We start from the raw sequence: 26,639 nt of genomic DNA, 5'->3' as shown, positions 1-26,639 counted from the left end.
AGTACCATGCGGTACATTAAGTAATCAAAAACGTCATGTCAACATTAAATACCAGTTGGTACTTATTAATGAGTATAGATTCAGTTAAAGCGCCGAGAGGCCGACCAAAAACGTTAAATAGGAATCATATCCTTGAGATTGCGATGCTCGCTTATTGGCAAAGCGGTGCGCGTGACGTGTCGATAAACGAAATCTGTCGACAAGCCAATGTGTCCAAACCTGGCTTATACCGTGAGTTTGGTAACGAAGATGGCTTGATGACAGCGGTGCTGCTTGCCTATCTAAAAGCGGTGCTCATACCACTGTTGGAAATACTTCAAAGTGAACGCCCATTTCATCAGGTATTAGATGAATTGGTGACGTTCATTGCGGAAGATCCATCTGAACAACAGGTGCCTAAAGGGTGTTTGATGGTGAAGATGCGTGAATCTAGCATGCTGCTAGGGCAGGAGACCCAGTCACAGATAGCGAAGTCCCATAAAGAGATCTTGGGAATGTATGAAGCTTGGATTCAACGCTGCAAAGATAATGGGAGTTTCCGCTCTGATATGACCTCAACGTTTGCTGCGGTTTATATTGATGCCCAGCTCACAAACGCCTTAGCGCAGCTCGCAAGAGGTGACGACAGAGCCATGGTGAAAAGTATTTTGGAAACGTCGCTGTCCGTATTTCGTTGAACACGCTATATGCACCACCTCCATGAACAGCCGAACAGTTTAGGCGCGTTGGGGTATATACACTGTGTTTTATCCTTTGCTCTCAAAGACTAAACAGAAAGTTAGCGGTCGCTAATGGATAATGATTTCTGCTTCGCGAAGGTGGTAGCAAGAAACGTCAATTGTGGAAGAAGTGCGGAGATAACATGAAAGAAATAACACGTATAAATCATGCAGGCCTGCGGGTTCGTGATCTTGGCATCACACGTGAATTCTATGAAAAGTTAGGGTTCGTTTTTATCGTAGGGCCTATTGGGCCAGAACCTGTCGCTGTGATGGAGCACCCAGCAGGTATTAATATTAACTTCATTCTTAATGCGTCAGCCGATGCATCTGAGAAGAATATCCTCTCTGATATGCCAGTCAAACACACTGGGTTTACTCACTTTGCATTAGAAATCACAGATGTCGAAGGTGTGAAAAGTACGCTGGCCGACCACAATATTCCAATCACTGAAACCATCAATTTACCTGATGGTACAGAATTCTTCTTTATACGAGATCCTGACGGCAACGTGATTGAATTTCACAAACCTGCGCCATAGTTGTCTATGCCCTTTTAGGGACGGACATGCCAGTGCTTAGCGCTATGTAAACATCGATAAACAATAAAACATCAGGATGTGTTGAATGAACCAGAAACTCGAAAATGCAAAAGCGCTCTACATTGAAGGGATCAGGGACGGTCATGCGCGTCAGGCCGTTGAAAAATATACCGGTGATCGCTATACCCAGCACTCAACAGGTGTGAAAGATGGTGCGGCAGGTTTTATCGAATTCTTTGAACCTTTCCTTGAAAGAAACCCGATTCGACACATTGAAATTGTGCGTGGTTTTGCCGATGGACAGCACGTGTTCATGCAAGCGTACCAAAGCTTGAATAATGGTGAGTACAAATGGGTCACCATGGATTTTTTCGACACAGATGCGAATGACAAAATCATTGAGCACTGGGATGTGATTGCAGAATACGTGGGTGAAACTGCATCAGGGCGCACTCAGGTTGATGGTGCAACGGAGATTACTGACACCGGCGACACGGCAACAAACAAAGCGCTGGTGCGTGCGATGATCGAAGATTTGCTGATGCCAAATGGCAACCTTGATAAAGCCGACGAGTATATCGCTCAGGATTATATCCAACACAGTGTGGATATCGCTGATGGTCGTGATGCGTTGGTAGGTATGCTGACATCGTCTGAGCGTGCGCTTTGGTATCAAGAAATCGTGTTGTTGATTGGCTGCGGTGATTTTGTGGCAACGCTAAGTAGAAGCACGGTGGATGGTCAAGAATACGCCCAAACGGATTTGTTCCGCGTGGAAAATGGCAAGGTGGCGGAACACTGGGATGCCTCAGAACCCGTTCCCGCTGCAGAAGAATTGGCGAACAGCGGTAAATTTTAAATAGCAATAACCCGCCATAAAGGCGGGTTATTTTTATCTACGCAGATACGTAAGGTAGATTAATCGTTGCAGTTGTCTTCTCGCGAAATCTCGCGAGCGATGCGTTTACCGTCGATGATGATGCCTTCAACTTCGATACATTCACCGCTTAAATTATCGAAATCAATGCGGTGTTCGTATTCGGTATTAGCATCAGTCACGATGGCTTTGCCATTGATGGTGAACGAAAGGGTGTCGCTATCAATGTCAGTAACGAAGCCTTCTTCTTCAAACTCGAATTTATCCCAATCGATATCAAAATCGAAATCGTCTTCAAATTCGATTTCTTTGGCGTACACAGCGTTGCCTTGGTTGCGAATCTCTACTTCGACCAACGCACCAGCTATAAGGTTGTTTTTGTTGCCATCGTCAAACTCAGTGGTTGAACGAACAGCAATACGGCCACGGTAGTTCAGTTCGAATTCACTTTTATCTTTCGCAACCCACGTCACGATACCTTCGATTTCGCCGTCATTTGGGAAATCGTTGTAGGTTTTAATGGTGATACGGCTTGAGATAAGCTCGCCATTACTTTCATCATATTGGCCTTGAACTTCAACCCACATGCCATCAGCTAGCGTGCGTTTGTCTTCAACGATCTGTGGATCAAATGAGATTGTTAGAGATTGACCAATTTTGAATGATTGGCTGTTCATGTCTAACGCTGACACACGGCCTTCCGCCACCATTTCGCCATCAAGCGGGTCTTGCAGGAACTTCACCACAGACAATACTTTGTAACCCGCGTTTGCGGTTGGCATTGATGACACCATGACCCAATCGTTGTTGACGATGGTAGTCGAAAGACGTGGGAACTTGAGATTAACGCCAGCAATAGAGAAGGTACTGTTTAGGCGGTTAATATTCTCAATTTGACCTATAAAGGTTGGCTCTAGCTCAACACTGCTGTTGGTTGCGCGAGATTGATTACTGACCTTTACCATCATATTGGGTTCGAGTGTCAGCATGTCTTGATCAAACGTTTGGCCTTTAAAAGAGGCTGACGTTGCTTGATATGTGTAGCCGTTGACGGTCACTGTCGTTGCAGACACGCTATCAATTGTTCCTTCAATCGCAGAAGGCGCAGCTTGTGCTGATGAATCACTTCCGCCATCGCTGCCACCACAGCCAAACAATGCAAAAGTTACCATTGAAAGAAAAGCATATCGTTTCATTTTATAAGCCTTAAAAAGTGATGCTGCTTAATGAGCGGCAGGAATTTACCATAATTCCTTAGTGTGATCTTCATCACCTTTGTCAGCTTTCTGTCAATTTGTACATTGTTCTTGGTTTGTGACTAATTTCCTGGTGTTTTAGTGTGTTTTTTCGCCAGGCTGTGAGAGGTGAGAGGTGAGAGGTGAGAGGTGAGAGGTGAGAGGTGAGAGGTGAGAGGTTAGAGGTTAGAGGTTAAGCCGAGGGCGATGAGAGAAACGATGTGAGCTTTTGCTGTTCAGTATCGCTAAAGAAGACATAGCCAATCGGCACATGCGTGTTTACCTCTGCAATCAAGTGTTCGGCACTTTCTTTGCCAAACCCGCCACACAGTTCGATTACCTCTATGCCAGATTCGACAAAATCACGCGCCGCTGAAATGGCTTCTTCGTCTGTTGAAACGCCCACAACCTTGGTAAAGAAAAAGCCCGAATCCAATGTGCTGTGGTGAGTATCTGGCGTGTAGTTTTCACCTTTTACGATAAAACCGTACTTTTTAATCACGGCGTGCTCCTTTTTGGCGGGGGCGGGTCGAGGTGCTCAGCAAGAAATGACAGCACGGTGGTTTCGTATTGCTCGGTATTGAACTGATGCAAATCAACATGTGCAGCACCTTCCATCACATTGAGGTATTTCGGTTCGGGCGCATTGTCAAAAAGCATAAGGGCTTCGTATAAGAAGGTTCTTTTGTCCTTGTCACCTTGTATGAAGAGCACCGGCGCATCGAGATGTTTCACAGCCTTGGAGGGTTGAAGTTGATGAAGCTCCACGCCCAGTCGAAGCGGGATTTGTTCGTATAGAAGGGGAGCCAACGCGGAGGGAAAATGACGGCTGTAAATCGCAAGGCGATTCTCGACGGCCTGCTCAATGCTGGAATAGACAGACTCTAAGATATAGGCGTCTACCGGAACGGCGCGCTCTCCCAATATTGCCGCTGCGCCACCAAGGGAAACACCCAGCGCCGCGACCTGTTGGCAGGCTTTGGTTTCTTTTAAATAGCGCACTGCAGTATGCGCGTTGTGCGATTCGAGATACCCATAGGAGAGATGTTCTCCGGGAGTTTCTCCGTGCGCTTGAAAATCAATGGCGAGCGCCGCGTATCCGTGTTTGGTGAGAAACTTGGCGCGTTCTACCATGTCACGTTTTGAACCGCGATTCCCGTGTAAAAGCAACACGCAGGCTTTGCGGACTTCTACAGGGAAATACCACGCGCTGATGGTCTCTATCGTGACGTTTTCCGCCGTTGGCGCATCCGCTGGGAGATGCACCGTTTGATTTGCTGGCGATGAAAGCTTGGAGCCTAACAGCCAGAAGGCACCGAACATGACGGCAAAAATCAGACAGAGTAAAATGCCGACGTTTTTCACATTAATCTCTCTATGCGTTTCGCGGACTGTGCCATTGCGTTAGACAACCTCTATGTACCCCATAAGTCCGGTTTTCATGTGTTCAATCACGTGGCAGTGATACATCCATTTTCCAGGATTGTCCGCAACAAATGCCGCTTTCGCGCTGCCATTCTTTCCCAGTAACACAGTATCAGTATGGAAAGGCTCATCCAGTTTTTTTCCGTCAAGTTCCAACACGGTAAAGGTATGACCATGAAGATGGATAGGGTGGTGATATTGCGTGACGTTTTTCAAATCAAAGATATACGTCTTCCCCAGCTCTAGTGTTGCAAGCGGGGCGGGAATGGAGTTCTTGGTCATGCCTTCCCATGCGCGTTTATTCATCAGCCAAAACTTGGTGTCGACATTGCCGTTTTTTTTGGTCGGCGAAATTGCACCTTCCCACTCAAACACGAAATCCATTTCTGTCGCGTTCTTTAAATCTAGATCAGGCACAGGATTCAAGGGCAGAGCAGGCAGTGGTGCAGGGGAGGTAATCTCGGAAGCGACAGATTCAAAGGTGCACAAAGGGAAAGGAAAGCGGCCTTTCATGTATTGCACGTAGACTTTTTCACCTTGTTTGGGCGCATGTAACGCAAGATCTAGGCGCATTCCTGGGCTGATTTTATGTTGCTCAAGAGGGTAAGGCGTTTTGATTGGATTGCCGTCGATGGCCACTACCCAGGCTTCTGCGCCTTTTACGGTTATGGGGTAAGTGAGGGTGTTATCTACGTTTGCTATTCGTAAACGTGTTGTCGCGTTTTCCTTCAGTGAATAAATGGGTTCGTGCTTTCCGTTTACAGTTCCCCATTCACCGGGTGTGCCCATTCTCGCGCTATAACGCGGGATCATCAGCTTCTTCCATTGACCTTGTTGGTCAAGGTGCCAGTGTTTGAGGATTAGCGTGTGTTCTTCTTCGAATACCACGGGCTCGGCTTCTTCCACGATGATTGCGCCAACCAATCCTTTGCCCAGTTGCACCACGCTGTTTACGTGCGGGTGATACCAGAACGTGCCTGCATCCGGAGGGGTGAAGCTATATACAAAGGTCTCACCTGGCATGATCGGTGGTTGGCTGAGAAATGGCACACCGTCCATCTCGATGGGAATGCGCAGGCCATGCCAATGGATAGTGGTAGGTTCTTTGAGTTTGTTGGTGAAAATGATGGTGACGGGCTCACCCTGTCGGCAACGTAACGTGGGCGCAGGTATTTGGCCGTCAAACCCCAAAACATCGGTTTGAAAGCCATCAACGATCTCTGCCGTTGCTTCTTCCGCGGTCAGTTCATAAATCCAACCTTCTTTGTCGCTTTTGCGTGTGTTGGCGAGCGAAAGTGTTGGCAGTGCAAAGTAAGAAGAAATAGCGGCACTCGCTTGCAACAGCCTACGACGGCGAAAATCCATGTTCATTTTCCCTATGTCCTTAATCTGCTTCTCACGCTATCACAGAAAGGCAATTGATTTTGTTGATGCATTAAAACAAATGAGAACTATTTACGCATTAAGGGGGTGAGCGTATTTCTAAACGGAGCAGGGTGCACCACTGTATCAATATTGCCTCATTGCGTTGCGATGAAGCCTATTAGGCTTTGTGGAATGAGTCGTGAGGGAGCGCAATAATGCTAGACCATTCTGTTCGAGAGTATGTGGCTGAAAAATTGGCTGCGATGGGTTTAAACAGTGATCCCTATGGCAATGAGCCGACATTGATTTTTATCGTCGCAGCGGTTGGTGTTGCGCTCATTAGTTACCTCATTGTACATCGCGTGATCGTACGCTCTGTGAACATTGTGCTGAGTCGAACCAATGAAATTTGGGGGTCAAACTTGGCAAAGCATGAGGTGCTGGAAAAAATCGCACTCCTTGTGCCGCTCATGATTTTGGAGCTCCTGGTTCCCCCCATTATTAGTCAGCATCCGCTGGTGGCAACCGTCACTGACCGCATTTTGAGCGTGATGGTGTTGGTGATGTTCATTTGGACGATCTTCGCACTTCTTGATGCACTCAATGACATAGCTACCGCCAAAGGCATTACACGCAGAATGCCCATAAAGAGCTTCGTGCAGTTGATAAAGCTGTTCCTGTTTTTTGTTGGGATAGTGGTGTCTATTTCCATTCTTGCTGATGAATCGCCCATTATCTTCTTGAGTGGTTTAGGTGTGGCCACGGGTTTGGTGATGTTGGTGTTCAAAGACACCATCTTAGGCTTTGTCGCAGGGATTCAGTTATCTGCAAACCGCATGGTGAGTTTGAACGATTGGATTGAGATGGATGATTTTGGTGCGAGTGGCTCGGTAGAAGAAATTTCTCTCACCACGGTTAAGGTGCGTAATTTCGACAATACCGTGTCGATGCTGCCAGCCTATGCTTTAGTGCAAAACGCATTTATCAATTGGCAGGGGATGTCTGATTCCGGTGGGCGTCGGATCATGCGTGCGATAAACATCGATCAAACCTCCATTCGTTTTATGGAAGACGCCGAAATTGAATCACTGAAAGAGATCCGCATTTTGCGGGAATATCTGTTCGAGAGAACCAAAGAGATTAGTGAGTTTAACGAGAACATAGATGATATTCCCCATGTGGCGAACACGCGTCACATGACAAATATCGGTGTTTTCCGTGCGTACCTAACCACTTACCTGCGTTCTCATAAAGATATTCACCCCTATATGTTGTTCATGGTGCGCCAACTGGCGCCTACGGCAGAGGGTCTGCCTTTGCAAATCTATGCATTTACGAACAGTACCGATTGGGTGTTCTATGAAGGGGTGCAAGCTGACATCTTTGACCATATTTATTCGATCATGCCGATATTTGGTTTACGCCCATTTCAAGCGTTTGGTGGCAGCGATGCCAGTAAGATTGGCACAGGTGGATGAGGGTTTCTTAACCATAAACTGTCACATAAATGAGAGTTTCGCGCATTAACCGTGTTGAACGTGGCGAAAAGTGCAAAGAGGCTGTAAACATTTTCTGATGTTGCCGTTCTAATAAGTAACAGCGGCACAACTAAAAAGTCACCATGTCTTTTGGTGGTGTTTGACGCACTAACTGAATGTAGGAAAATTGAAGAATCGAAGGGCAGACCATGAAGCTGAAACGTTATCGTCCGAATGACAACGCAGATGCAGTATTGGAAACAAAAGTCATCGATGGCGTTTACGTCATGGAGCGACGCCGTCCGTCAGAACGTCGTAAACAACGCCGTAAGTTTGCGGGCTATGATCGCCGAGCAGCGGCAGATCGTCGTCATCTTCGCGGTATTGATGAGTTTGTTTAAAGGCTCATCGGCCTGTTAGCAAACTCATCCACTTATCTTGTTTTTCCTGCCTCTCACGCCCACACAAAGTGATGCGCGATGGTTTTGAACTCTTCGCGTTGATAGAAAATGTGCGCTTTAAAGCGTTGGATTTCTGAATCAACGTGGATTTGCTTGCAACCATGCTCTGCAGCGTGGTGTTTAAGCCACGCCATTAATACGTTTCCCACCCCTTGCGAGCGATGGTTTTCGTTTGTCACCAAATCATCGATATAAATATGTTTTCCCCACGCGAGACTTTCACGCACTTCAAAACCCACGACGGCCAGCACAATGTTGTCTGACTTAACATAGGCGAGTTGATAGCCACTTTGCTGTTGTCTTTTAACTTGTGCGGCGAGTGCGTCTTGCGAGAAATGGGGGCGAAGCTGAGTGAGTACATCCAGTACCTGAGCGCGATCAGCGTTGTCTTCGAAAAACGTAACGTCCATGGTGGCCTCGATAAGAATGGGCAATTTGAAGAGGGGTGCTGTCGGGCATTTGGTGGTATCGGCACCAGTTGTAGGGTACGCCCGACAGCATGTTTGATGCAGCGAGATTATCACCTAACTTTATGAAATCCAGTGAAATAACGCACACTATAAGTGTGTATGTTCATATTTTTGCGGTGGACGACTGTTTCGAAATAGACGTATTGACGGCATGGTCAATATGGTGTTGTTTCTATTACATATTTACGCCATATTGATCACACTATGAGGGATTGCTGGGGGAAATGAGACATGGAAATTAAACCAATCAGTTGGCAAGAGGCGCTTCCTTTGCGGCATCAAGTGCTTTGGCCGAATGAACCGCCAGCGTTTTCGAAAGTGGAAGGCGACGAAGATGCTTTGCACTACGGGGCATTTCTCGATGGAGAAATTGTTTGCGTGGCATCGATACACTTTTCGTCTGAATTCACTGATGCACACAATAAGACCCAAAATGCCCGATTGAGGAAATTCGCCACCTCACAAGCACATCAAGGGCAGGGAATTGGCTCGTTGATGTTGAAAAGGATACTGACCGATTTGAAACAGGAAGGGGTGAGTATCTTTTGGTGTGACGCGAGGGAAACGGCGATGGGTCTCTATGAGAGGTTCGGCATGCATGCAGAAGGCGAGCGGTTTTATAAAGGTGACATCCCCTATTTTCGAATGAGCAAGAACGTTGAGAATGCCTAGGTCATGAAAATCCGTCACAACCGAGGAGGGAATGGCGTGAAAGCGTGCAAAAAAAATGTGGGTTGCTCCTTAGGTTTGTAAGCTTATTGATACTAATAGAAAAAGCCTTCTGCTGTTTCGGAAACACCGCCTTCTTTTGCGATAGCATGTCGCGTGTATGCAAGGGAATGTGTTTTAGGGAGAAGGTCGTTGTTAGCGTTTATTTCGTGTGTTTTGGCTATCGTTGCCATTTTGGTTGCCATAAAAGCGTCAAACCGTACGTTTCGATTGGAAAAGGAACTGTCGGATCTTAAAGCGACGCTGCAAGATGCTAAATTGTCCGACGCCTCGAATGCGCCTGTAAGTTCCCCTCGTGCAAGTACATCGACTTCAAAAGCGATCAATCCTGACGCTGTTGTCGCTGAGAGCAGAGAGACGCCTAGCGATGAATCGTTACGCCAAGCTCAATACAAACACCAGCAAACAATACCTTCCCACTATCAAGCCGTTAAACCTTCATCACTTAACGTTGCGTCTGTTGCGCATTCTGCTGCGAAGGCTCCATCTTCACTGCTTTCTGATGCCGCCAACCTTTCTAAAGAGCGTGCTTCAACAAACACCCTGAATGATCTTGATACTGTCTTCGATCGTGGGCTGAGAAAACTGGTTTCGAGTTTTAAAGAAAACTGGCTGGTCTGGGTGGGCGCCATTGCCATGCTCATCGGCGGCGGATACTTGGTTCAAGTTATCGGAAGTCGCATCGAATTCTCCCCAGTAATGCGTGTCGCTATCGCCTTTACGCTTTCCGCACTCACCATCGCTGTTGGGGAGTGGTTTCACCGAAGAGAACAAAAAGACGAAACCCGAGGGAAAAGGGCGTCAAGTTTCTCGTATGTGCCTGCGGCAATCACAGGGACGGGTTTAACGGGCATCTATTGCACTGTCATCTTCGCCTTTGTTGTTTACCAAATGCTCGCTCCAACCACCTCGTTGGTGATTCTCGCGACGGCGGCATTTTCGAGTCTTGCTTTATCACTGCGCCAAGGCCCTTTAATGGCGGTACTTGGGCTTGTTGGGGGCTATTCGGCACCGTTGTGGATTGGCGGTACTGATCCGAATTACTTCTTGCTTGGTGGCTATATTGCAGCGATCACGTTAGCGGGAACCGTGTTAATGCAACAGGCTAAGCAAGCATGGTTAGCACCAAGTATTGCTGTGCCGCATTTGCTTTGGATGGTGATCTTGATTGAGGCCGTGCCACAAGCCCAGTTGTTTATGTGGCTGTCTGTATTCCTGACCTTCACACTCTATGTGTTGTTTGCTGTCCCGCGATTGGGCTGGTTGCTTGATGTCCGTTATCGTCATGGCCAAACCACGTTAACCCATCATCCTGTTGTGATGTCGATAGCGACGGTGTTGTTGCTGTTTTGGTCAACAGAGCAATTTGATGTTATGTCTGGCATCGAGATGCTGTATCTCTATGGATTTTTGATGGTTACGCTTTGGCTACCTGCGCTGAGAATGGGCATTGCCCCTAGAATCTTCCAAGGTGTGTCCGTGGTCGTTGCTGTGTCACTGCTGATACTGTCTTTTAGTATGAAGGCGTTTGATTGGTGGTTGTCTGATCGGGAGATTTTGATGTGTTTAGGGGTCAGCACCATGCTGGTTGCCTTACGCACAGTCGCACAGTATTTAGGCGGCGATCGTTCTGTTCCATCACGGGTTTTATTGGTTGTTCTCGCTCCGATCATGACGATACTTATGCTCGGGTATGTTGACGTGCTGATGGCTGAACAATTGGTTTTCTGGAGCATGTTTACTGCTTTGGTCGCGGGTTTGTATGTGCAAATCGGCATGAGAGTACCTGCATTAACCGAGGATGTCTCAGCCTGTGTGCATGGCATGTTCGTGGCGTTATCGTTTGTCTGGTTTGACGATGCAACACTGACGTTCGCGATTTCTGCGCAAGTGGCGGTGATGGCGTTACAAGCGCAATATGGCATTTTCCGTCCTGCCTATTGGGCGATAAAAGTGGCGATGAGTTTGCTGGTGGTTCGGCTTACGCTCCTGCCGTTCATTCCTGATTGGCAGCCACAAGATGGAGGTAATTGGAGTTGGGTGCTTCTCAGCTACTTGCCTTCGTTAGCGCTTCTTGCATACGCAAGGGTCGTGCTGCGCAATACCCAAGCAGACATTGCTAACTGGTTTGAAGGGGCATTCTTGCATGTGTTCCTTGTAGCCTTGTTTACGCAGACTAACTACTGGCTGACGGGTAGTTATGGGTATGTCACGGATATCGATTTCACTTCTTCGATTGTGTATGCAAACCAAGCCCTTGTGATGGCGCTTGTTTACGGTTATCGCAGTCAATTTGCTGATAAGCTATCACTGCTGTATCGCGGATATGGCCACCTGTTGTTACTGGCATTTGTCGCGTTTGAAGTGCTGTTTAACACCAAGGAATCACCGTTGATTCATGACCATGTACTGGCCAGTGAATGGCCGGTATTTAACATGCTCACATTGGGGTGGTTGCTGCCTGCGGCAGTGCTGTTTGGCGCGTATTTCTATCGATTGAGTGCGTTGCAAATTTCTACACGCATTTATGCTGGAACAGGTCTAGCCTTGGCGGGAATTTGGTTGGGCATGTCGATTCGCCATTTCTGGCAACCATCGTCCATGACTATCTTCCATTCAACCAGCATGGCTGAACTGTTCAGTTATTCGGTTGCGGGTCTCGTGGTTGGCGGTGTGTTGACTTGGGCTGGTGTGACACGTCAAGCATTGCACGTTCAGCGTGTTGGTCTTGCTTTGTTGGCGTGCGTGGCGGTGAAAGTGTTCTTGTGGGATGTCAGTTCGTTGGATGGTTTTTGGCGAGCGATCAGTTTCCTTGGCTTAGGTGCATCGTTGATCGGGTTGGGATGGCTTTTCCAAAAATTAAACAAATCGGTCTCTGAGAAGCCCGTAATGTAATGTTTAGAATCGTAAAAGAAACTGTGTATGTAATGTAACCACGAATGGCGTGCCTATGCCTGTGATTGATGGGAATGGTTGGCTATACTTTCGCCATTTATGTGTCCACATCTCGTCTCATGAATTTACTGTTTGAAACAAAATGCAGTGGTCTTATCCTGTCGAAGTGCTGACGAAAATGCCAAGATGAATCTCGCATCCCATTGAGCATAATGAACTCATTCATCCTTAGGAGAAACGAATGCAGATGAAGCGCTTCTTAAGATCTATGAATCAAAAATTGGCTGGAAAGTTGAAACAATCCAGTGAATTTAGAGAAAGGATGTGGATCGTGAATGTGCGTGAAAGCACGTTGAAGAACGAGGCGTTTGTCGTCAGCGAAGATAGCTTTTCTGAGCCGATGCAATGGATGAAGCGCCAAAACTATTCTGAGTACATGATCGATGAACTCAACCAGCTCAGGCTCTCCCAATCTATCAATTTCACTGTCGGTAATGCTGAGCACTGCATACTCCGAGTGAAGTAACGGTGCCTTTCTCCTTTGACGCGCGGAGTTTGGTCGTCTCACATACCGCGTGGTGCTCGTAACACATTCATACAAAACGGGCGACCATCACTCGTCTGATATCGTTCCTATCTAAAACGCATTTCTTCGCCAGCAAACCTCCTTGTTTGGTAGGGACACCTGCGCGCTGTGTAGTGAACATCTGCGCAATATTGGATTGCTAATTGTTCTAATGTCGGGGGTCGCTTGACAGTACTTTCTCAAATTTATCAGCATTCTAAGGGGGACTTCCTCCGAAAGCTCTTCACCATAGCGCTGCCCATTACGCTTCAAAGTATTTTCTTCGCCAGCAAAGGGCTGGTGGATGTGATGATGATGGGGCAGTTAAGTGAAACCGACATTGCAGCCATCGGTGTTTCAAGCCGTGCATTGTTTGTGGTGACGATTCTGATTGGCGGGGTTACCACAGGCGGTGCTTTGTTAACGGCACAATATTGGGGCGCGGAAAACAAAAAAGGTGTACGAGAAAGCGTGGCGTTGGCATGGGTTACAGCCCTTGCGGCCGCGTTCATGATTGTCGGGATGTTCACCGCAATGCCTGAGTACATCATGATGTTGGCCACGGATTCAGCGGCGGTTATTGCACTTGGCAGTGACTATTTGATGATCACATCCTTCAGTATGTTGTCGTTGGCGTACATCAGCAGCGTGGCGGCGGGTTTACGATCAGTTCACGAACCCATGGTGAGTACCTTGTTCAGCGCTCTGGGTATTGTGTTGAATGTGCTCTTTAACTGGGTGCTGATCTTTGGCCATTGGGGATTTCCTGCATTGGGGATTCAAGGTGCCGCGATCGGTACGCTAGCCGCGAGCATGATTGAAGCTGCTGCACTCTATGTTTACTTACGATTCAAAACCCATCTGTTGTCTTTCAACATGTCGGATGTTATCAGCGTGATGACCAAAGAGCGTATTCGACAGTTTTTGTCTCTTTCTCTGCCGACCACGTTTAATTTTTTGGCATGGGCGGGTGGGTTGTTCGCGTATACCGCGATCATGGGGAAAACAGGCGAAGCGGGTCTTGTTGCGTTGTCTGTAATGACGCCGATTGAGTCAATCTCCTTGAGTTTGTTGGTGGGTATCGCCAATGCATCAGCGGTGCTCGTTGGCAACCAACTTGGCGCTAAACGGTTTGATGCTGTCTATTATCAAGCCATGACAATGGTCGTTGTCGCTGTTGTCGTGACCATGATGGCATCCCTTGTTCTCTTCGCGCTGAGAGATCCCATTCTGAATCTGTTCACCGTGTTAGAAGGGGAAACCCGTGCACTGACAGAGATCTTCTTTGTCATTTTATGTGTGGGAAACATTCTGCGTTCTTTACCGACAGTGCTTGTGGTTGGTGTGCTTAGAGCGGGTGGTGATGTGAAGTTTTGTCTGTATCAAGACATGTTCACGCAATGGTTTTTTGGCATACCTCTCGCGGCGATTGGGGCGATATGGTTCGGATTTCCGCCTCAATGGGTGTTCGCCATGTTCTTCCTTGAAGCTGTCTTTAAATGGGTGTCTTGTACCTATCGCCTTCGTTCACGGAAATGGATGAAGAACTTGATTGATGCGTAATGCACACGGGAGTAATACAATTTTGCGGGTATTCAGGACTCAATGTCTCAATTAATGGAAAAGAGTTGGCGATCTTAATACATGCTTAATAAAATCAAGATACTTTAATGTTTCATTTCTCACGTTCCTATAAAGAACAAATGACAAACGGAAGGGTAGAATGAAGGAAACACAATCAACGCTTATTCGTGGCTTTCATATCCTTGAAAAGATCGTGAAGGCAGACAAGCCGCTCTCCAGTGTTTATCTTGCAGAAGAGTTGGATCTACCGAAACAAACCGTTCATCGTATCGCGCAACAACTAGAAGAGGAGGGGTTATTGCAGCGGGAGCTTGATGGTAAACGTTTTACTGCCGGTCCCCGATTGAGGAGCCTTGCTAGAGACACGTTAAAGAATTCCTCTATTAATGTGCATCGCTATACCATTCTTAAAGAGCTGTCTGATGAAATCGGGGAGACCTGCAACCTGACCATTCTGGACGGCTATGAAATTTTATATTTAGAACGTGTCGAAACGAACTGGCCTTATCGTATTCACTTACCTGTCGGCACACACTATCCGCTGCATTGCACCGCATCGGGTAAATTGTTTCTTTCAGACATGAAACCGACCGCACGAAAGCGCTTGTTGAAAAGTATGTCGTTAACACGTGAAACAGCGCAAACCATCACGGATATCGATCAGTTGGAAACTCATTTAGCGAAGATCGCCGAAGATGGGGTCGGGATGGATTCAGGCGAATTCCTTGATGACATGGTCGCGCTTGCTGTTCCTGTGATTGATAACGACAACCGTGTTGCGTTCACGGTGGCCGTTCATGCCCCTTCAACTCGAAAAACGACAGAAGAGTTGCGGCAGTATTTGCCGTTACTTCGCCGCGCTGCCCAGCGTTTAGCGTTAGCAGAATTCGGTATTACTGACGAGTAATCGGCAATGTCGGTATTCGGGTCAATCACCTGGTTACCGGCATCGCCATTTTCTGTGTTCGTAGATAGCGCTATTCGTTAAACGCTAATGCGCAACGTTGTTGTCTTCCAAAATCATTTCCGACGCCTTCTCCGCGATCATAATGGTTGGCGCATTGGTGTTCCCAGAGGCGATGACTGGCATGATCGATGCGTCGACAACGCGTAAATTCTTCACCCCATAAACCTGCAGTCTTGGGTTCACGACTGCCATGTCATCAATGCCCATTTTACAGGTACTTGTAGGGTGATAAATGGTTTGGCTGTATTCCCTCGCCGCGACCAGCAATTCCTCGTCGGTTTGGTATTTATCGCCTGGTACATATTCACTCAATATATGCTCTGAAAGCGGTGGCGTGCTGGCGATATTTCGGGCCACTTTTATCGCATTGATGATCACTGTATGGTCGCGTTCATCTGACAGATAACAGGGTTGAATCGCGGGATGTGCGAGGGGATCTGTCGAGGTGATTTTTACACTTCCTCGGCTGTAAGGACGAAGCTGACACACCGACGCGGTAAATGCAGAGAAAGGGTGTACGCCATCGCCCGGCTTATCTGCACTCAGAGGTTGCATGTGAAATTGAATATCTGGCCGTGTGAGATGGGAGGAAGATTGGGTGAAAATAGTCACTTGGCTTGCTGCCAACGTCAGTGGTCCAGTGCGATTAAAGAGATACTGCAGCGCCACCATCGCCCGTTTTACCAAGCTGTTTAATTCATCATTGAGCGTTCGTTCGCTGGTTTTAAATACCAATCGGACTTGCAGGTGATCTTGCAAGTTTTCACCGACGCCCGCTAAGTCATGCTGCACAGGAATATTGAGCTCATTGAGCAAAGAAGAAGGGCCAATCCCTGAGAGTTGAAGCAGTTGCGGCGAACCAATCGCCCCCGCGCTTAATATGACTTCGCGACTTGCCAGTATTTGCCGTTTTTCGTTGTCCTTGATCACTTCAACACCCACGGCAGTTTTATCTTCAAACAACACCTTTGATACATGGTGGCGGGTGAGAACATCCAGGTTTTCTCGTTGTTTAGCAGGGCGTAAAAAGGATTTTGCCGTACTCCAGCGAAAGCCCTTGTACGCAGTCTGTTGGAAGTAACCCACGCCTTCTTGCACTTCACCATTGCAGTCAGGGTTATAGGGGATGCCTAGCTTGATCGCTGAGTTGATAAAATGGTCTGCAATGGGGCGACGCAGTCGTAAATCACTGACCTTTTGTGGCCCGTTTACCCCATGAAAATCATCTGATCCACGTTCTTGGTCTTCCGATTTTTTGAAATAGGGCAGTATTTCTTGGTAAGACCAACCTTGATTCCCCAATGCCGCCCAATGGTCGTAATCTTCTGCTTGTCCACGAACATACAACAGACCGTTGAGTGCGCTAGACCCCCCTAACACTTTTCCTCTTGGCCACTGCAATTGGCGCGAATTAATGCCCGGATCAGGCTCAGTGACATAACACCAATCCGTTTTTGGGTTATGCATGGTCTTGAAATACCCCACTGGAATATGCAACCAGGGATTGTTGTCTTTGCCGCCTGCTTCTATCAATAACACGCGAATGGAAGGATTTTCGGACAAACGATTGGCAAGTACACACCCCGCAGAGCCAGCACCCACAACAATAAAATCGTAATGATTTGAAGATAGTCCCATCTTTTTCACTCTCCCTCACTGTCTACCGATGCCGTGAAAAGAAGGCGGCATTCGCTCAAAAATATCTGAAATCAGAAAATCTCAAACCTTGAAATATGAGACTAATGATCTCGATTTTTATAGTCAAGGCTTGAATTTTGATTTTTCTATGCCATAAATGGAATGTTCCGGTTCGAAAATTAACCAATCATTAACATTTTGGTGGCTGGGGAGTGAGTATGAATGACGGACAAATTTATCGACTGAACGTTGGATTGCTTGGATTTCAGAGCGCGATGAGTGAACACAGACCGCTCTGTCTGAGAACGCAAATGTAGGCATGCCAGCGTAAACGTTTGAGCGAAAGCCAACACAAAGGAGTGCGAGCATGAGCAAAAATCGGGAGATACTCACGAGAAGGGATTTTATGAAGGTGTCCGCCCATTTTGGGATGACATCAACCCTGATCGCCGCGGGAGCATTGGGAGCAGGAGCCACCGTGTCTACGCTGGCGAGAGCCGCCGAAAATACGCAAAAGGAACGCTATTCTGCGCCGCCTAAGTTCCAACTTAAGTTTGGGGCATCGGGTTTTAACGAGAAAAACCTCAACATTCAAAAATCAGCACAGCTTTTTTTCGCCAGAGACCTTGAACAACGGACAAACGGCGCGATTCGCGTTGAGTTTATTGGTAGCAACCAAATCTGTGGGCAAACCAACTGTGTGAAGAAAACGCAGCAGGGCATTGTCGACATGTATTCGGCGTCGACCCAAAACTCCGCAGGGGGGGCACCGTATCTCAATGTGCTGGATTACGCCTACATGTTCCCATCCCGTGCGTCGCAGTTTCACTTTTTCTACAGTAAGAAAAGCGAAGCCTTGTTTAGAGAGCCCCTCCGCCAGCGTCATAAATTGCAATTCTTGTTTACCCACTGTGAGTTACGAGGCATTCAACTTGGCTTGAAATGGAAAGATAAGCCTTTGGTGACGTCCATCGATCAACTTGCGGGAACAAAAAACCGTGTAACGGGCACGCAACTCGGGCGAATCGCCATGCAGTTGATGAACCTCAACCCCGTACCGATCGCTTGGGAGGAAACGTTGGATGGCTTGAAACAGGGTTTGATCGACGGTGCTGAAACATGGATGGGCGCGGTGGCATACGCCGGTATGGCACCCGTGGTATCACAATGTGTTGATCTCAAGTTCTTCTCTGGCACAGAACACACGGCAATGAGTTTGCCTGTGTTCGATAAGCTGGGCTCAGATCTTCAAGACGATGTGATGGAGTCAGCGTATGTCGCGCAGATCTTCACGCAAGGCATGAATGAGGCTGCGCTTACTGACATTGTCGGTGCGACGAACCCACCACGACCGGGCACCATTTTTGCGGAAAACAATACCCGTGTTGCGACTTTGTCTGACGCTGAGCTGCGCAAAGCCGAAGAAATGTGTTCGCCAGAGTTCAACCCCGAACCTTGGGAACAGTGGCGCGATCGCTTAAACAAGTGGTCGGGTGGTCACGATACCTACCAAGAAATCTACGACATTGCGCGAGAAATTCCTCGCGACACCGAAGTTGTCAATGTGCCGCCACAACGCTGGTGGACAAGCTAAATATCGTCGTGCAGCGCCTGTTTGCTGATGTGAAAACGCATCCGCAAACGGGCCTGCGCGTATCTTTATTCAATGATCTGTGAGGTCAGCATGAAACCGCTACATACCTTGCTCAAATGGTTAGATGAAAACACGGAAAAGGTCATCATCTTGATCACCTATTCAAGTATGGCTGGCATTATTTTCGTAGAGGTTGTTCGGCGGTTTTTGTTCAACCAACAAGTGCCATGGAGCACCACTGTGCCCGTGCTGCTTTTCCTCTGGGTTACCTGGTTCGGTGCCTCATACAACATTAAGAAACGTACACATTTAGCCTTAACAGAAATTCGTGCGCGACTCTCTTATCGCCTTCAGTTTTGTTGTCTGGTGCTAGATGCGGTGCTTTGGATTGCCTTTGCTGGCATCGTGATTTATCACGCCACCAATCAAACCTATATAGCGTATGACAACTTCGCGATCGTAGGGGGGACGGATGATGTCATGGAATGGTGGTTCTATCTCGCAACACCGCTTGCATGGATACTTATCGTGATCCGCGTGCTGCAAAACTTGGCCAAGGACATTAAGCAATATCAACGTAAAGAGCCGTTTGTGCTTCAAGCGTCGTTACTGGATTAGGAGCAGAATATGGAAGACGGCACACTTATCACGCTGATCTCTCTTGGCGTAACACTGCTTTTTATTATCGGCGTTCCCATTTTTCTTGTGATTGGTTTTTGGGTTGTTGGTTGTAGCTTGGTCATTGATTTTACCCTTGCCAACATTGGCGTGACCTTGTTTGAAGGGCTAAATTTCTTTGGCTTATTGGCGCTGCCGCTGTTCATTATGACGGGGGATTTGATCAACGCTGCTGGCATTGCCAAACGCATGTCAGATTTTGCTTACTCTATATTAGGGTGGGTGAGAGGTGGCTTGGGCATGGCGACCATTGGTGCGTGCGGCATGTTCGCGGCCATTTCCGGTTCGAATGCGGGTACAACAGCGACGATCGGTTCCATCATGCAACCCGAAATGGCGAAGAACAATTACGATGAACGTTTCGCTGCTGCCACCGCTGCGGCAGGAGGCACGGTGGGGATCATCATCCCGCCGAGTATCATCTTCATTGTTTATGGCTTTTTGCTGGATCTCTCCATCAGTGATTTGTTCGTCGGTGGCATGCTGCCTGGCTTACTCATGGTGATTGCCATGCAGTTGGCGTGTTATGTCGTTTGTAAGAAGAACGGTTGGGGCAATCTCATCAAGTTTGAACCCAAGCGTATTCTGAAAACGGGCTTGAAAGCTTACCTTGGCATCATTGCTATCGGCATTGTGATATACGGCATTTATTCTGGTGCGTTTTCTCCCACAGAAGCGGCAGGTGTGACGGTTGGTTTTTGCTTGATTGCGGGCGTACTCATCACGCGCCAAATCAAACTGCGTGAGCTGCCAAACATCTTGCTACGCTCAGGGCAAATTACGGGCATGCTAGCGCCATTGATTGCGGTGTCTGTTGTGATGCAGCAGTTGCTTTCCCTATTGGGTGCGGGTGAAGTGGTGCGCGGATGGATGTCAGCGATTGGTGATCCCACTTTTGTGTTGATTGCCTGCATGATGTTAGTGCTGTTGGCGGGAACGGTATTAGAAAGCCTGCCAAACACCATCATTCTTGCGCCCATCCTTGCGCCAATTGCTTACAGCGTGGGGGTCGATCCTATCCACTTTGCAGTGATCTTCTTGGTGGGTGATGCCATTGGTTTTATCACGCCGCCTTATGGGTTGAACCTCTATGTCGCCAGCGGAATAACGGGAATACCGTATTTCACCATTGTGAAATATGTACTGCCGTATCTGTTTGCACTCATGGTCGCGTGGATGATCATTGCCTTCTGGCCGCCACTTTCGACTTATTTGGTGCAGTTCTCGGCAGTGGGTTAGCCTTAAGCTCGACACATACGTTCAATATTAGCCACCAATAAGCAAACGTTTGCCTATTGGTGGTTTTGCTGTATTATGCGCGCACTTTTCAGCTGTTGCGCGGTTAACATCTTGTTATAACGCGGTTTCGTAGTTGGAAATACTGGCAGGCTCAGGATGAGTAGTGTGGGTGTATGACACCTTATTCATCAGAGCATGTGCGGATGAATATCGTCCGGTTGTCATCATTTACTGTCCATTTCTTGCTAGCGAATCATGAAAAATACAACGCTTACTAATATCGACGAAAAGATCTCCATTCCGACGTCTTTTTCCCTTGGGGCACAACATGTGCTGGCGATGGATCTTTACATCGTGCCTATTATTCTCGCCGGTCTTTTGTCTCTTTCCGTTTCAGACACCTCTTCTTTGATTCAAATGACCTTCATTGTGGCGGGTATCGCGACCATTATTCAGTCTGGCTTACTACTGAAAATGCCCGTGATGCAGGGGCCTTCCTACATTCCCATCGGCGCAATCGCGGCGATTGGCAAAACCATGGGCATGGGCGCGGTGTACGGGGCTATGATCCCAGTGGCGATATTTGTCGCGCTGTTGGGTAAACCTGCCAACCTGTTTAGCAAGTTGGTGAAGCGTTTTGTCCCACCAATTGTGGGCGGAACGGTCATCATCGTGGTGGGTATTTCTCTGTTGCCTGTGGCATTCAATGGGATCTACTCAGGCGAGCGCCCAACCGAAAATATCGTGATCGCGCTGACCAGCATGGTGTCCTTGTCATCGTTCATCTTACTGGGGTGCTTCTTTAAATCACTTCACTGGCTACGTTTAGCGTCCGTGATTGGTGCGATTGTCATTGGTACCTTAGTCGCTGCGTTTTATGGCATGGCGGATTTCTCTGCCGTGGGTTCGTCATCGTGGCTACAACTGCCAACGCTATTGCCGTTTGGTGAATTGACGTTCGATCCAATGGCCATTCTGACCATGCTATTCATTTCCATGATTGTGCTGGTGGAAACCACAGGCACATGGTGCGCAGTCAGTGCTGTTACAGGTGTCGACCTCAACGATGAACGCCTGAACCGTGGCGCAACCGGTGAAGCCGCGGGTAATTTTGTGTGTTCATTGCTTGGTGGCAGCCCAGTCACTGGCTATTCAACCAATGCTGGCATTATTGCGGTGACAGGGGTGTCGTCTCGCCGTGCCATTATTGCCGGTGGCGTGATCCTTTTAATTCTCGGTTTGGTGCCGAAATTGACCAGCTTGATTGCGTCTGTCCCTCATGCGGTGATTTCTGGCATTTTCTCCGTCATTTGTGTGGTGATTGCGATGAACGGTTTCCGTGTTATCCAACACATTCAATTGAACGAGCGCAACATGCTGGTGGTGGGTTTGCCTATCATGTTGTCGTTGGGCGCAGTATTGATGCCTCGTGAGTTGGTGTATGCATTGCCAGAAATGGCGGGCTACTTGGTGAACTCAGGCATTGCAATCGGTGCGCTCGCTGCGGTGATCTTGAACTTTGTTTTGCCTAGCACCCAAAACGAATTGGAAAACGCATAACAAGTAGAAAATTAACGCACTATAACTTACTGGTTTGGGTATGCTTGTAACATGGAATGATTTTAAAAGGGCTCGCTTTGGCGGGGCCTTGGCTGTTTATGTCATTAATATTCCGTGACATAACTGATTTGAGCTTTGTGCTCAACAAAATGCGCTCTCGAAAGCCGATACGCTTGGTTACTCAGCTTTCGTAACAAGCAAACAAACAACTAAGCACTCGAAATAAGAAAAAAATTATGATTGATTTCAACGCTCTTCGTTTTGCCTTGCTGGCTGATACTTTCCATTGCCCTGTTAAAGGCGAATTTGAATTCAACGTCGATTTTCTGATCTTGGTGAATCACCAAGGTGATATCGCCGACACAGTGAAAGCCGATGATACACGCCATGCAGACATGGTGGTTGCACTGCGTGAGGCGGGCAAATTAGAGGTGCTACCAAAAGGCCAATACTTGATGCCAGGGTTGGTGGATCTGCATTGTCATGCACCGCAATGGCCGCAAGCAGGTAAGGGGCTGGATCTGCCGCTATTTGATTGGCTTCAGAATTACACGTTCCCACTTGAAAACCGTTATGCCGACAACGCATTCGCCGCAAACATTTACCAAGATGTAAGCCGCACCTTGTTGGCAAACGGCACAACCAGCGCGGTTTACTTCGCCTCGATTCACCGCGAATCCACGGAAGTGCTCGCGCAATCGTGTTTGGCACTGGGTCAGCGTGCGTTCGTGGGCAAGGTCAACATGGACAACCAAGAACAGTGTCCTGATTTCTACCGTGAAAGCAGTGTTGAACAAGCGCTTTACGAGACTGAACTGTTCGTGAATAACGTGCACGGCTTGGCGGGCAATGAAGGCGGCTTGGTGAAGCCGGTTATTACGCCCCGTTTTGTTCCAAGCTGCACCGACCCTATGCTGAAAGGCTTAGGCGAATTGGTTCAGAAATATGACCTTCACATGCAAACCCATTGTTCAGAGAGCGACTGGGCGCGTGACTACAGCATTGAATGTTATGGCATGAGTGACATTGCGATTTATGCAGAAGCAGGGCTGTTGAACAACAAATCGGTATTGGCGCATTCGATCTTTATCGACGAAAAAGACATCGCGATGTTGAACCAGTTCGGTGCTGGTATCGGTCATTGTCCGTTGTCGAACATGTATTTTGCCAATGCCGCCATGCAAACCCGTGAGTTGTTAGATGCCAATGTGCGTGTGGGTTTAGGCAGCGACATTGCAGGTGCGCCGTCTCCATCAATCTTCCGTGCGTGTTTTGATGCGGTAACACATTCTCGTGTGCGTGAAGACGGTGTGGATTGTCATCTACCCGCCGACAAACGCGGTGTGTCAGGCTCACGCATTAGCTACTTGGAATCTTTCTGGATGGCAACCAACGGTGGTGGTCAGGTATTGAATGAAAAGATCGGTGTGTTTGCATCGGACTATCACTTCGACGCCATTGTGGTTTCGCCAGACAGTGAACGCGGTAACCTGCGCGTATGGCCTGAAATGGATTCGCCGCGCGATATCCTTGAGAAGATCATTTCACTCTCTCAAACAGACAACATCAGCAAAGTTTGGGTGCAAGGCAAACAAGTGCGCTAAGGCTTTTATCATCGCATTGATATGGAAAGACAGCCCGCTCATTCAGCGGGCTTTTTATGCGCCAAGTTTTGTGCAGCAAGCTCTACGTTCACAAGAGCCATTCACGAGAACCTGTTCGCAGAAATCTTATGTCGATTGCCAGTAACCGCATTAAATATAATGACTTGGGGTAGATTTGCTGCATCGCAATGGATGATGGACGCAACATGAACACGATTTTATCGGTGATCGCTCTGATTGAGGATTCGCTGCCAGAGACTTTGCGTGTCGAGCAGATTGCAGCGCGCAGTGGCTATTCACGCTGGCACTTACAACGTCAATTCAAGCGCGCAACCGGGATGAGCATTAGTCAATATCAACGCCACCGTTTGCTCAGTCTCGCCGCCGAAAAAATTGCGACCACGGAACATCGTATTCTCGACATCGCCATTGAATTTGGTTTTGAATCTCAAGAAGCCTTTGCCCGTGCATTCAAACGATTCGCGATGGTTGCCCCAAAAAACATCCGACAGCAACCCATGTGGGCAAAGCGATTGTCACTGGCAGAGATGGATAAGACGGCGCTAGAACGATTAAGCCTGCTGAATCAGTCTGACATTCGATTCGACACCCAGCCTGCTTCCCGTTGGGCGTGTTCCGCAATTCGCATTGATTCGATTGACCGCGACGCGACCGTGATTGATGAGCGGATTGAAGCGGGTTTTATCCACTTGCGTCAGCAGGTGAGCCTGGATGCGAACCAAGGGGCGTTACATTTCACGCGATGTCGAATACTCGAGTTCTCAGAACACAACCAATATGCCAGCGGGTCGTTTCCTTTGGCGATAGGTTTTCAGGTGGATGATGACTTTGTTATTCCTGACTCCTTGTTTGAAGCGATTGTGCCTGAACGTCACATTGGCTCCATTGACGTACCTTCAACGGAATACATTGAAGCGGTGTATTTTCATCTCGGTATTCGATTAAAAGAAGAGCATCACTTACGCTTTGGCCCTTTGCCCTATTGCTGGGGAACAAGTGACACGGGATTAACATTTAGCTTTGCCGTCGAGCCCTTTGATGTCGCCAAACAGCCGCTCACGCACGTTGATGCCTTTCCCGTCAGCGTCATCTCACTAAACCTGATCGACATTCCCGTCTCGCGGCATTCGCTACCAAAAGAAAAGCATGCAGGCACGCGGCGCATCGCGTCAGTGTTTGACGCATTCCCGTCATGGACACACCTCATCGCAAATAACGAAGAGGGCATGATGGTGTTTGGCGACCCTTCGGCGCATTACGACGCACAATTTGATGTGTTCTTTGCGGGTTTAGAGAAAAGCCTCCAACAGGCAGAACTTCCGCCTGACTACCATTCAATGAGCATTGAAGGCTGCTACCTTGTCTCTACTTGGAAAGGGGAAAACCTTTCTGATATCGACAGCGACATTGAACGTTTTTATCACTACTTAAATCGCCATTCCGAATTCTATTATTCTGCTGGGCCAGAAATCATCCGAGATGTAAAGGTGGTGAACACAGTTGATGTTCACTCCGTGTCTTTTGAATTGTTAACGCCCATTCGATCGCGACAGCGGTAGTACCTTCACGACTAATTGCCTGAACATTAATCACTTGGTCTCCCGCGCGATCAAAATCAAGTATTGCTTTATGCACTTCGTGGTACATTCCCGCCGGATATCTTAGACAGTGATGGCGTGTTGTATGCCGATATGCGAAGGGCGGTATTACCCATACGTGAGTTGGCGTTCCGACCCCTGAGTGCTTGAATCGTTTCAAAAAGATCGAATTTTTCTTTTGCATAATGCCTGCGTAAAAACGCAGTAGAGTGCATATGGTGAAAATTTGTACGTTTTAGTGCGGGACGCCCGATTTTGTCATTTAGGTCAAAGTTAAAATGTTTTAATTGATTGATTTTAATGGACTACCTTGTTGACGTGCAGCGCTGGATGCGGGCTAGTCGGGCGTCCCGCTTTTGGACTAAACGGGCAAGTTGCACGCTAATAAGTTGTTATGCGGATCAATATACATCGGAGTTAATTATGCCATTACCTTTCATTGAGTCTGTTATTACTTCCCTGAATAGAGAAGTATTAGAGAGGCTTGAACTATCCAGATCTATAAGTCACCCTGGTGAAAGTGGTAGAGCTAGAGAACAAATAATTACCAATTATTTAATTGGTATACTTCCTAAAAATGTTAAAATTGGCACTGGCTTTGTCATTGATGCTCAAGGGGGAGTGAGCAATCAAATTGATATTGTTATTTATCGCGATGATTACCATTCTGTTCTAGAAATTGGAAATATCAAACATTTCATGGTCGAATCTGTTCTTGCGGTAGTAGAAGTAAAAGCATCCATTAAAGATGCAAAAACACTTCAGTCGGCAATTAAAAACATACAGTCTGTCAAAAAGCTTGACCGTTCCAACAATGGGACAAACATAGTTCTTCCTAGAGGAAGAAAGTTGGATACCAAAAACTTCCAACATCAAATATTTGGTGCCATCATCACAGAAAACTCTCTTTCAACAAGTTCATTGAAAAAAGAGTTTATAGGTTTTTATAGCTCAAATCTCGATATGAGAGTTTGGCCGAATATGTATGTCGACATTCGTGGTTCATCGGTTCGCTACATAAAGGAAGGGTTTGGAGTAACTTCTGTTCCCTCAGAGGCGTGGGGGTTAATAATTTCTGACCCTGAAGCTGAAAATTATACTCCTCCTTTACTAGAAATAACATTTGAACTATTAAACTTCATTCGTGTTGCTCCGTTAGTTGACTATAACCCATGTGACTATTTTTATGGGACAGTCGGCGAAGCAAAGGAAGCTGTACAGTTTCCCAAAGTAATACTTAATTCAAGTAGGTAAAATCCGCATAACAAACTGTTTAAGAGTGATTCGCAACGCGTGGCATTTTCACCATGCGTTCTTTTCAGTGATTAAGGTGGTATGCGGGAGCTTCGGTATTGCGTTGCTCACACCTTAACAGGGCTACATGGATCCCCCCGT

The 26,639-nt window shown here is 47.5% G+C and carries 23 protein-coding genes; 17 read left to right on the top strand and 6 right to left on the bottom strand.

Going from position 1 to position 26,639, the window contains the following annotated elements; all coding sequences use genetic code 11:
- Nucleotides 1–68 precede the first annotated feature (68 nt).
- From BCT27_RS09900 to BCT27_RS09890, 3 genes are all read left to right on the top strand, one after another.
- Entirely contained in the window at nt 69–677 is a 609-nt protein-coding gene (locus BCT27_RS09900) for a TetR/AcrR family transcriptional regulator (RefSeq protein ID WP_241908551.1), read from the top strand.
- A gap of 185 nt (nt 678–862) precedes the next feature.
- Nucleotides 863–1,261, top strand: coding sequence for a VOC family protein (locus BCT27_RS09895; protein ID WP_102395691.1), 399 nt, complete (start codon nt 863–865; stop codon nt 1,259–1,261).
- An 85-nt stretch (nt 1,262–1,346) separates the two neighbouring features.
- A complete protein-coding gene (locus tag BCT27_RS09890) occupies nt 1,347–2,120 on the top strand; it encodes a nuclear transport factor 2 family protein (protein ID WP_102395690.1) in 774 nt (257 codons plus the stop codon).
- Nucleotides 2,121–2,179: 59 nt separating this feature from the next.
- On the opposite strand, the gene BCT27_RS09885 is transcribed toward BCT27_RS09890, so the two are convergent.
- The 4 genes from BCT27_RS09885 to BCT27_RS09870 form a co-directional block, all read right to left on the bottom strand.
- Nucleotides 2,180–3,334, bottom strand: coding sequence for a DUF5666 domain-containing protein (locus BCT27_RS09885; protein ID WP_102395689.1), 1,155 nt, complete (start codon nt 3,332–3,334; stop codon nt 2,180–2,182).
- A gap of 232 nt (nt 3,335–3,566) precedes the next feature.
- On the bottom strand, nt 3,567–3,875 hold the full coding sequence (locus BCT27_RS09880; protein WP_102395688.1) for a DUF6506 family protein: 309 nt from the start codon (nt 3,873–3,875) through the stop codon (nt 3,567–3,569).
- Nucleotides 3,872–4,738, bottom strand: coding sequence for an alpha/beta hydrolase (locus tag BCT27_RS09875; RefSeq protein ID WP_102395687.1), 867 nt, complete (start codon nt 4,736–4,738; stop codon nt 3,872–3,874). The genes BCT27_RS09880 and BCT27_RS09875 overlap by 4 nt, the downstream gene beginning before the upstream one ends.
- 39 nt (nt 4,739–4,777) lie before the next feature.
- Nucleotides 4,778–6,163 (bottom strand): multicopper oxidase family protein, encoded by a 1,386-nt coding sequence (locus tag BCT27_RS09870; RefSeq protein WP_102395686.1) that lies wholly within the window; start codon nt 6,161–6,163, stop codon nt 4,778–4,780.
- A gap of 215 nt (nt 6,164–6,378) precedes the next feature.
- Here BCT27_RS09870 and BCT27_RS09865 point away from each other — a divergent pair, with 215 nt between their 5' ends.
- Nucleotides 6,379–7,641, top strand: coding sequence for a mechanosensitive ion channel family protein (locus BCT27_RS09865; protein ID WP_102318015.1), 1,263 nt, complete (start codon nt 6,379–6,381; stop codon nt 7,639–7,641).
- A gap of 209 nt (nt 7,642–7,850) precedes the next feature.
- Nucleotides 7,851–8,042: a hypothetical protein gene (locus tag BCT27_RS09860; protein ID WP_102395685.1), complete on the top strand. Its 192-nt coding sequence runs from the start codon at nt 7,851–7,853 to the stop codon at nt 8,040–8,042.
- Nucleotides 8,043–8,095: 53 nt separating this feature from the next.
- Here BCT27_RS09860 and BCT27_RS09855 read toward each other — a convergent pair whose 3' ends face one another.
- Nucleotides 8,096–8,512: a GNAT family N-acetyltransferase gene (locus BCT27_RS09855; protein WP_102395684.1), complete on the bottom strand. Its 417-nt coding sequence runs from the start codon at nt 8,510–8,512 to the stop codon at nt 8,096–8,098.
- Nucleotides 8,513–8,803: 291 nt separating this feature from the next.
- Between BCT27_RS09855 and BCT27_RS09850 the strand changes: the two genes are divergently transcribed.
- From BCT27_RS09850 to BCT27_RS09830, 5 genes are all read left to right on the top strand, one after another.
- Nucleotides 8,804–9,244, top strand: coding sequence for a GNAT family N-acetyltransferase (locus tag BCT27_RS09850; protein ID WP_102395683.1), 441 nt, complete (start codon nt 8,804–8,806; stop codon nt 9,242–9,244).
- Nucleotides 9,245–9,433: 189 nt separating this feature from the next.
- Entirely contained in the window at nt 9,434–12,196 is a 2,763-nt protein-coding gene (locus tag BCT27_RS09845) for a DUF2339 domain-containing protein (protein WP_102395682.1), read from the top strand.
- 241 nt (nt 12,197–12,437) lie between these two features.
- On the top strand, nt 12,438–12,722 hold the full coding sequence (locus BCT27_RS09840; protein ID WP_102318010.1) for a hypothetical protein: 285 nt from the start codon (nt 12,438–12,440) through the stop codon (nt 12,720–12,722).
- Between the two features lie 225 nt (nt 12,723–12,947).
- A complete protein-coding gene (locus BCT27_RS09835) occupies nt 12,948–14,324 on the top strand; it encodes an MATE family efflux transporter (RefSeq protein WP_102395681.1) in 1,377 nt (458 codons plus the stop codon).
- 160 nt (nt 14,325–14,484) lie between these two features.
- On the top strand, nt 14,485–15,252 hold the full coding sequence (locus BCT27_RS09830) for an IclR family transcriptional regulator (protein WP_102395680.1): 768 nt from the start codon (nt 14,485–14,487) through the stop codon (nt 15,250–15,252).
- 84 nt (nt 15,253–15,336) lie between these two features.
- On the opposite strand, the gene BCT27_RS09825 is transcribed toward BCT27_RS09830, so the two are convergent.
- Nucleotides 15,337–16,950: a GMC family oxidoreductase gene (locus tag BCT27_RS09825; protein WP_102395679.1), complete on the bottom strand. Its 1,614-nt coding sequence runs from the start codon at nt 16,948–16,950 to the stop codon at nt 15,337–15,339.
- A 430-nt stretch (nt 16,951–17,380) separates the two neighbouring features.
- Between BCT27_RS09825 and BCT27_RS09820 the strand changes: the two genes are divergently transcribed.
- From BCT27_RS09820 to BCT27_RS09790, 7 genes are all read left to right on the top strand, one after another.
- Complete coding sequence (locus BCT27_RS09820) at nt 17,381–18,544, top strand: TRAP transporter substrate-binding protein (RefSeq protein WP_102395678.1); 1,164 nt, start codon at nt 17,381–17,383, stop codon at nt 18,542–18,544.
- A gap of 90 nt (nt 18,545–18,634) precedes the next feature.
- On the top strand, nt 18,635–19,162 hold the full coding sequence (locus BCT27_RS09815; RefSeq protein WP_017018031.1) for a TRAP transporter small permease: 528 nt from the start codon (nt 18,635–18,637) through the stop codon (nt 19,160–19,162).
- Nucleotides 19,163–19,171: 9 nt separating this feature from the next.
- A complete protein-coding gene (locus BCT27_RS09810) occupies nt 19,172–20,461 on the top strand; it encodes a TRAP transporter large permease (protein ID WP_102259383.1) in 1,290 nt (429 codons plus the stop codon).
- A gap of 255 nt (nt 20,462–20,716) precedes the next feature.
- Nucleotides 20,717–22,021, top strand: a complete 1,305-nt coding sequence (locus tag BCT27_RS09805; RefSeq protein WP_102395677.1) for a solute carrier family 23 protein — start codon at nt 20,717–20,719, stop codon at nt 22,019–22,021.
- 236 nt (nt 22,022–22,257) lie between these two features.
- Nucleotides 22,258–23,625 carry a guanine deaminase gene (gene guaD, locus BCT27_RS09800; RefSeq protein ID WP_102395676.1) on the top strand — a complete coding sequence of 456 codons (1,368 nt, stop codon included), beginning with the start codon at nt 22,258–22,260 and terminating at the stop codon, nt 23,623–23,625.
- A 206-nt stretch (nt 23,626–23,831) separates the two neighbouring features.
- The gene (locus tag BCT27_RS25835) at nt 23,832–25,205 is read left to right on the top strand and encodes a helix-turn-helix domain-containing protein (RefSeq protein WP_241908549.1); all 1,374 of its coding nucleotides are present in this window, start codon (nt 23,832–23,834) and stop codon (nt 25,203–25,205) included.
- Between the two features lie 462 nt (nt 25,206–25,667).
- Complete coding sequence (locus tag BCT27_RS09790) at nt 25,668–26,498, top strand: DUF6602 domain-containing protein (RefSeq protein ID WP_102395675.1); 831 nt, start codon at nt 25,668–25,670, stop codon at nt 26,496–26,498.
- Nucleotides 26,499–26,639 lie beyond the last annotated feature (141 nt).

It is taken from the genome of Enterovibrio norvegicus (assembly GCF_002876705.1).
GTDB lineage: Bacteria > Pseudomonadota > Gammaproteobacteria > Enterobacterales > Vibrionaceae > Enterovibrio > Enterovibrio norvegicus_B.
This window is presented reverse-complemented; position numbering and strand designations above follow the sequence as displayed.

What these genes read in the sequence shown, in the direction of transcription:
- BCT27_RS09860 (WP_102395685.1), top strand. Translation starts at nt 7,851, where the DNA reads ATGAAGCTGAAACGTTATCGTCCGAATGACAACGCAGATGCAGTATTG.
- BCT27_RS09900 (WP_241908551.1), top strand. Translation starts at nt 69, where the DNA reads ATGAGTATAGATTCAGTTAAAGCGCCGAGAGGCCGACCAAAAACGTTA.
- BCT27_RS09885 (WP_102395689.1), bottom strand. Translation starts at nt 3,334, where the DNA reads ATGAAACGATATGCTTTTCTTTCAATGGTAACTTTTGCATTGTTTGGC.
- BCT27_RS09790 (WP_102395675.1), top strand. Translation starts at nt 25,668, where the DNA reads ATGCCATTACCTTTCATTGAGTCTGTTATTACTTCCCTGAATAGAGAA.
- BCT27_RS09815 (WP_017018031.1), top strand. Translation starts at nt 18,635, where the DNA reads ATGAAACCGCTACATACCTTGCTCAAATGGTTAGATGAAAACACGGAA.
- BCT27_RS09840 (WP_102318010.1), top strand. Translation starts at nt 12,438, where the DNA reads ATGCAGATGAAGCGCTTCTTAAGATCTATGAATCAAAAATTGGCTGGA.
- BCT27_RS09870 (WP_102395686.1), bottom strand. Translation starts at nt 6,163, where the DNA reads ATGGATTTTCGCCGTCGTAGGCTGTTGCAAGCGAGTGCCGCTATTTCT.
- guaD (WP_102395676.1), top strand. Translation starts at nt 22,258, where the DNA reads ATGATTGATTTCAACGCTCTTCGTTTTGCCTTGCTGGCTGATACTTTC.
- BCT27_RS09810 (WP_102259383.1), top strand. Translation starts at nt 19,172, where the DNA reads ATGGAAGACGGCACACTTATCACGCTGATCTCTCTTGGCGTAACACTG.
- BCT27_RS09820 (WP_102395678.1), top strand. Translation starts at nt 17,381, where the DNA reads ATGACATCAACCCTGATCGCCGCGGGAGCATTGGGAGCAGGAGCCACC.
- BCT27_RS09865 (WP_102318015.1), top strand. Translation starts at nt 6,379, where the DNA reads ATGCTAGACCATTCTGTTCGAGAGTATGTGGCTGAAAAATTGGCTGCG.
- BCT27_RS09805 (WP_102395677.1), top strand. Translation starts at nt 20,717, where the DNA reads ATGAAAAATACAACGCTTACTAATATCGACGAAAAGATCTCCATTCCG.
- BCT27_RS09825 (WP_102395679.1), bottom strand. Translation starts at nt 16,950, where the DNA reads ATGGGACTATCTTCAAATCATTACGATTTTATTGTTGTGGGTGCTGGC.
- BCT27_RS09850 (WP_102395683.1), top strand. Translation starts at nt 8,804, where the DNA reads ATGGAAATTAAACCAATCAGTTGGCAAGAGGCGCTTCCTTTGCGGCAT.
- BCT27_RS09830 (WP_102395680.1), top strand. Translation starts at nt 14,485, where the DNA reads ATGAAGGAAACACAATCAACGCTTATTCGTGGCTTTCATATCCTTGAA.
- BCT27_RS09895 (WP_102395691.1), top strand. Translation starts at nt 863, where the DNA reads ATGAAAGAAATAACACGTATAAATCATGCAGGCCTGCGGGTTCGTGAT.
- BCT27_RS09855 (WP_102395684.1), bottom strand. Translation starts at nt 8,512, where the DNA reads ATGGACGTTACGTTTTTCGAAGACAACGCTGATCGCGCTCAGGTACTG.
- BCT27_RS09890 (WP_102395690.1), top strand. Translation starts at nt 1,347, where the DNA reads ATGAACCAGAAACTCGAAAATGCAAAAGCGCTCTACATTGAAGGGATC.
- BCT27_RS25835 (WP_241908549.1), top strand. Translation starts at nt 23,832, where the DNA reads ATGAACACGATTTTATCGGTGATCGCTCTGATTGAGGATTCGCTGCCA.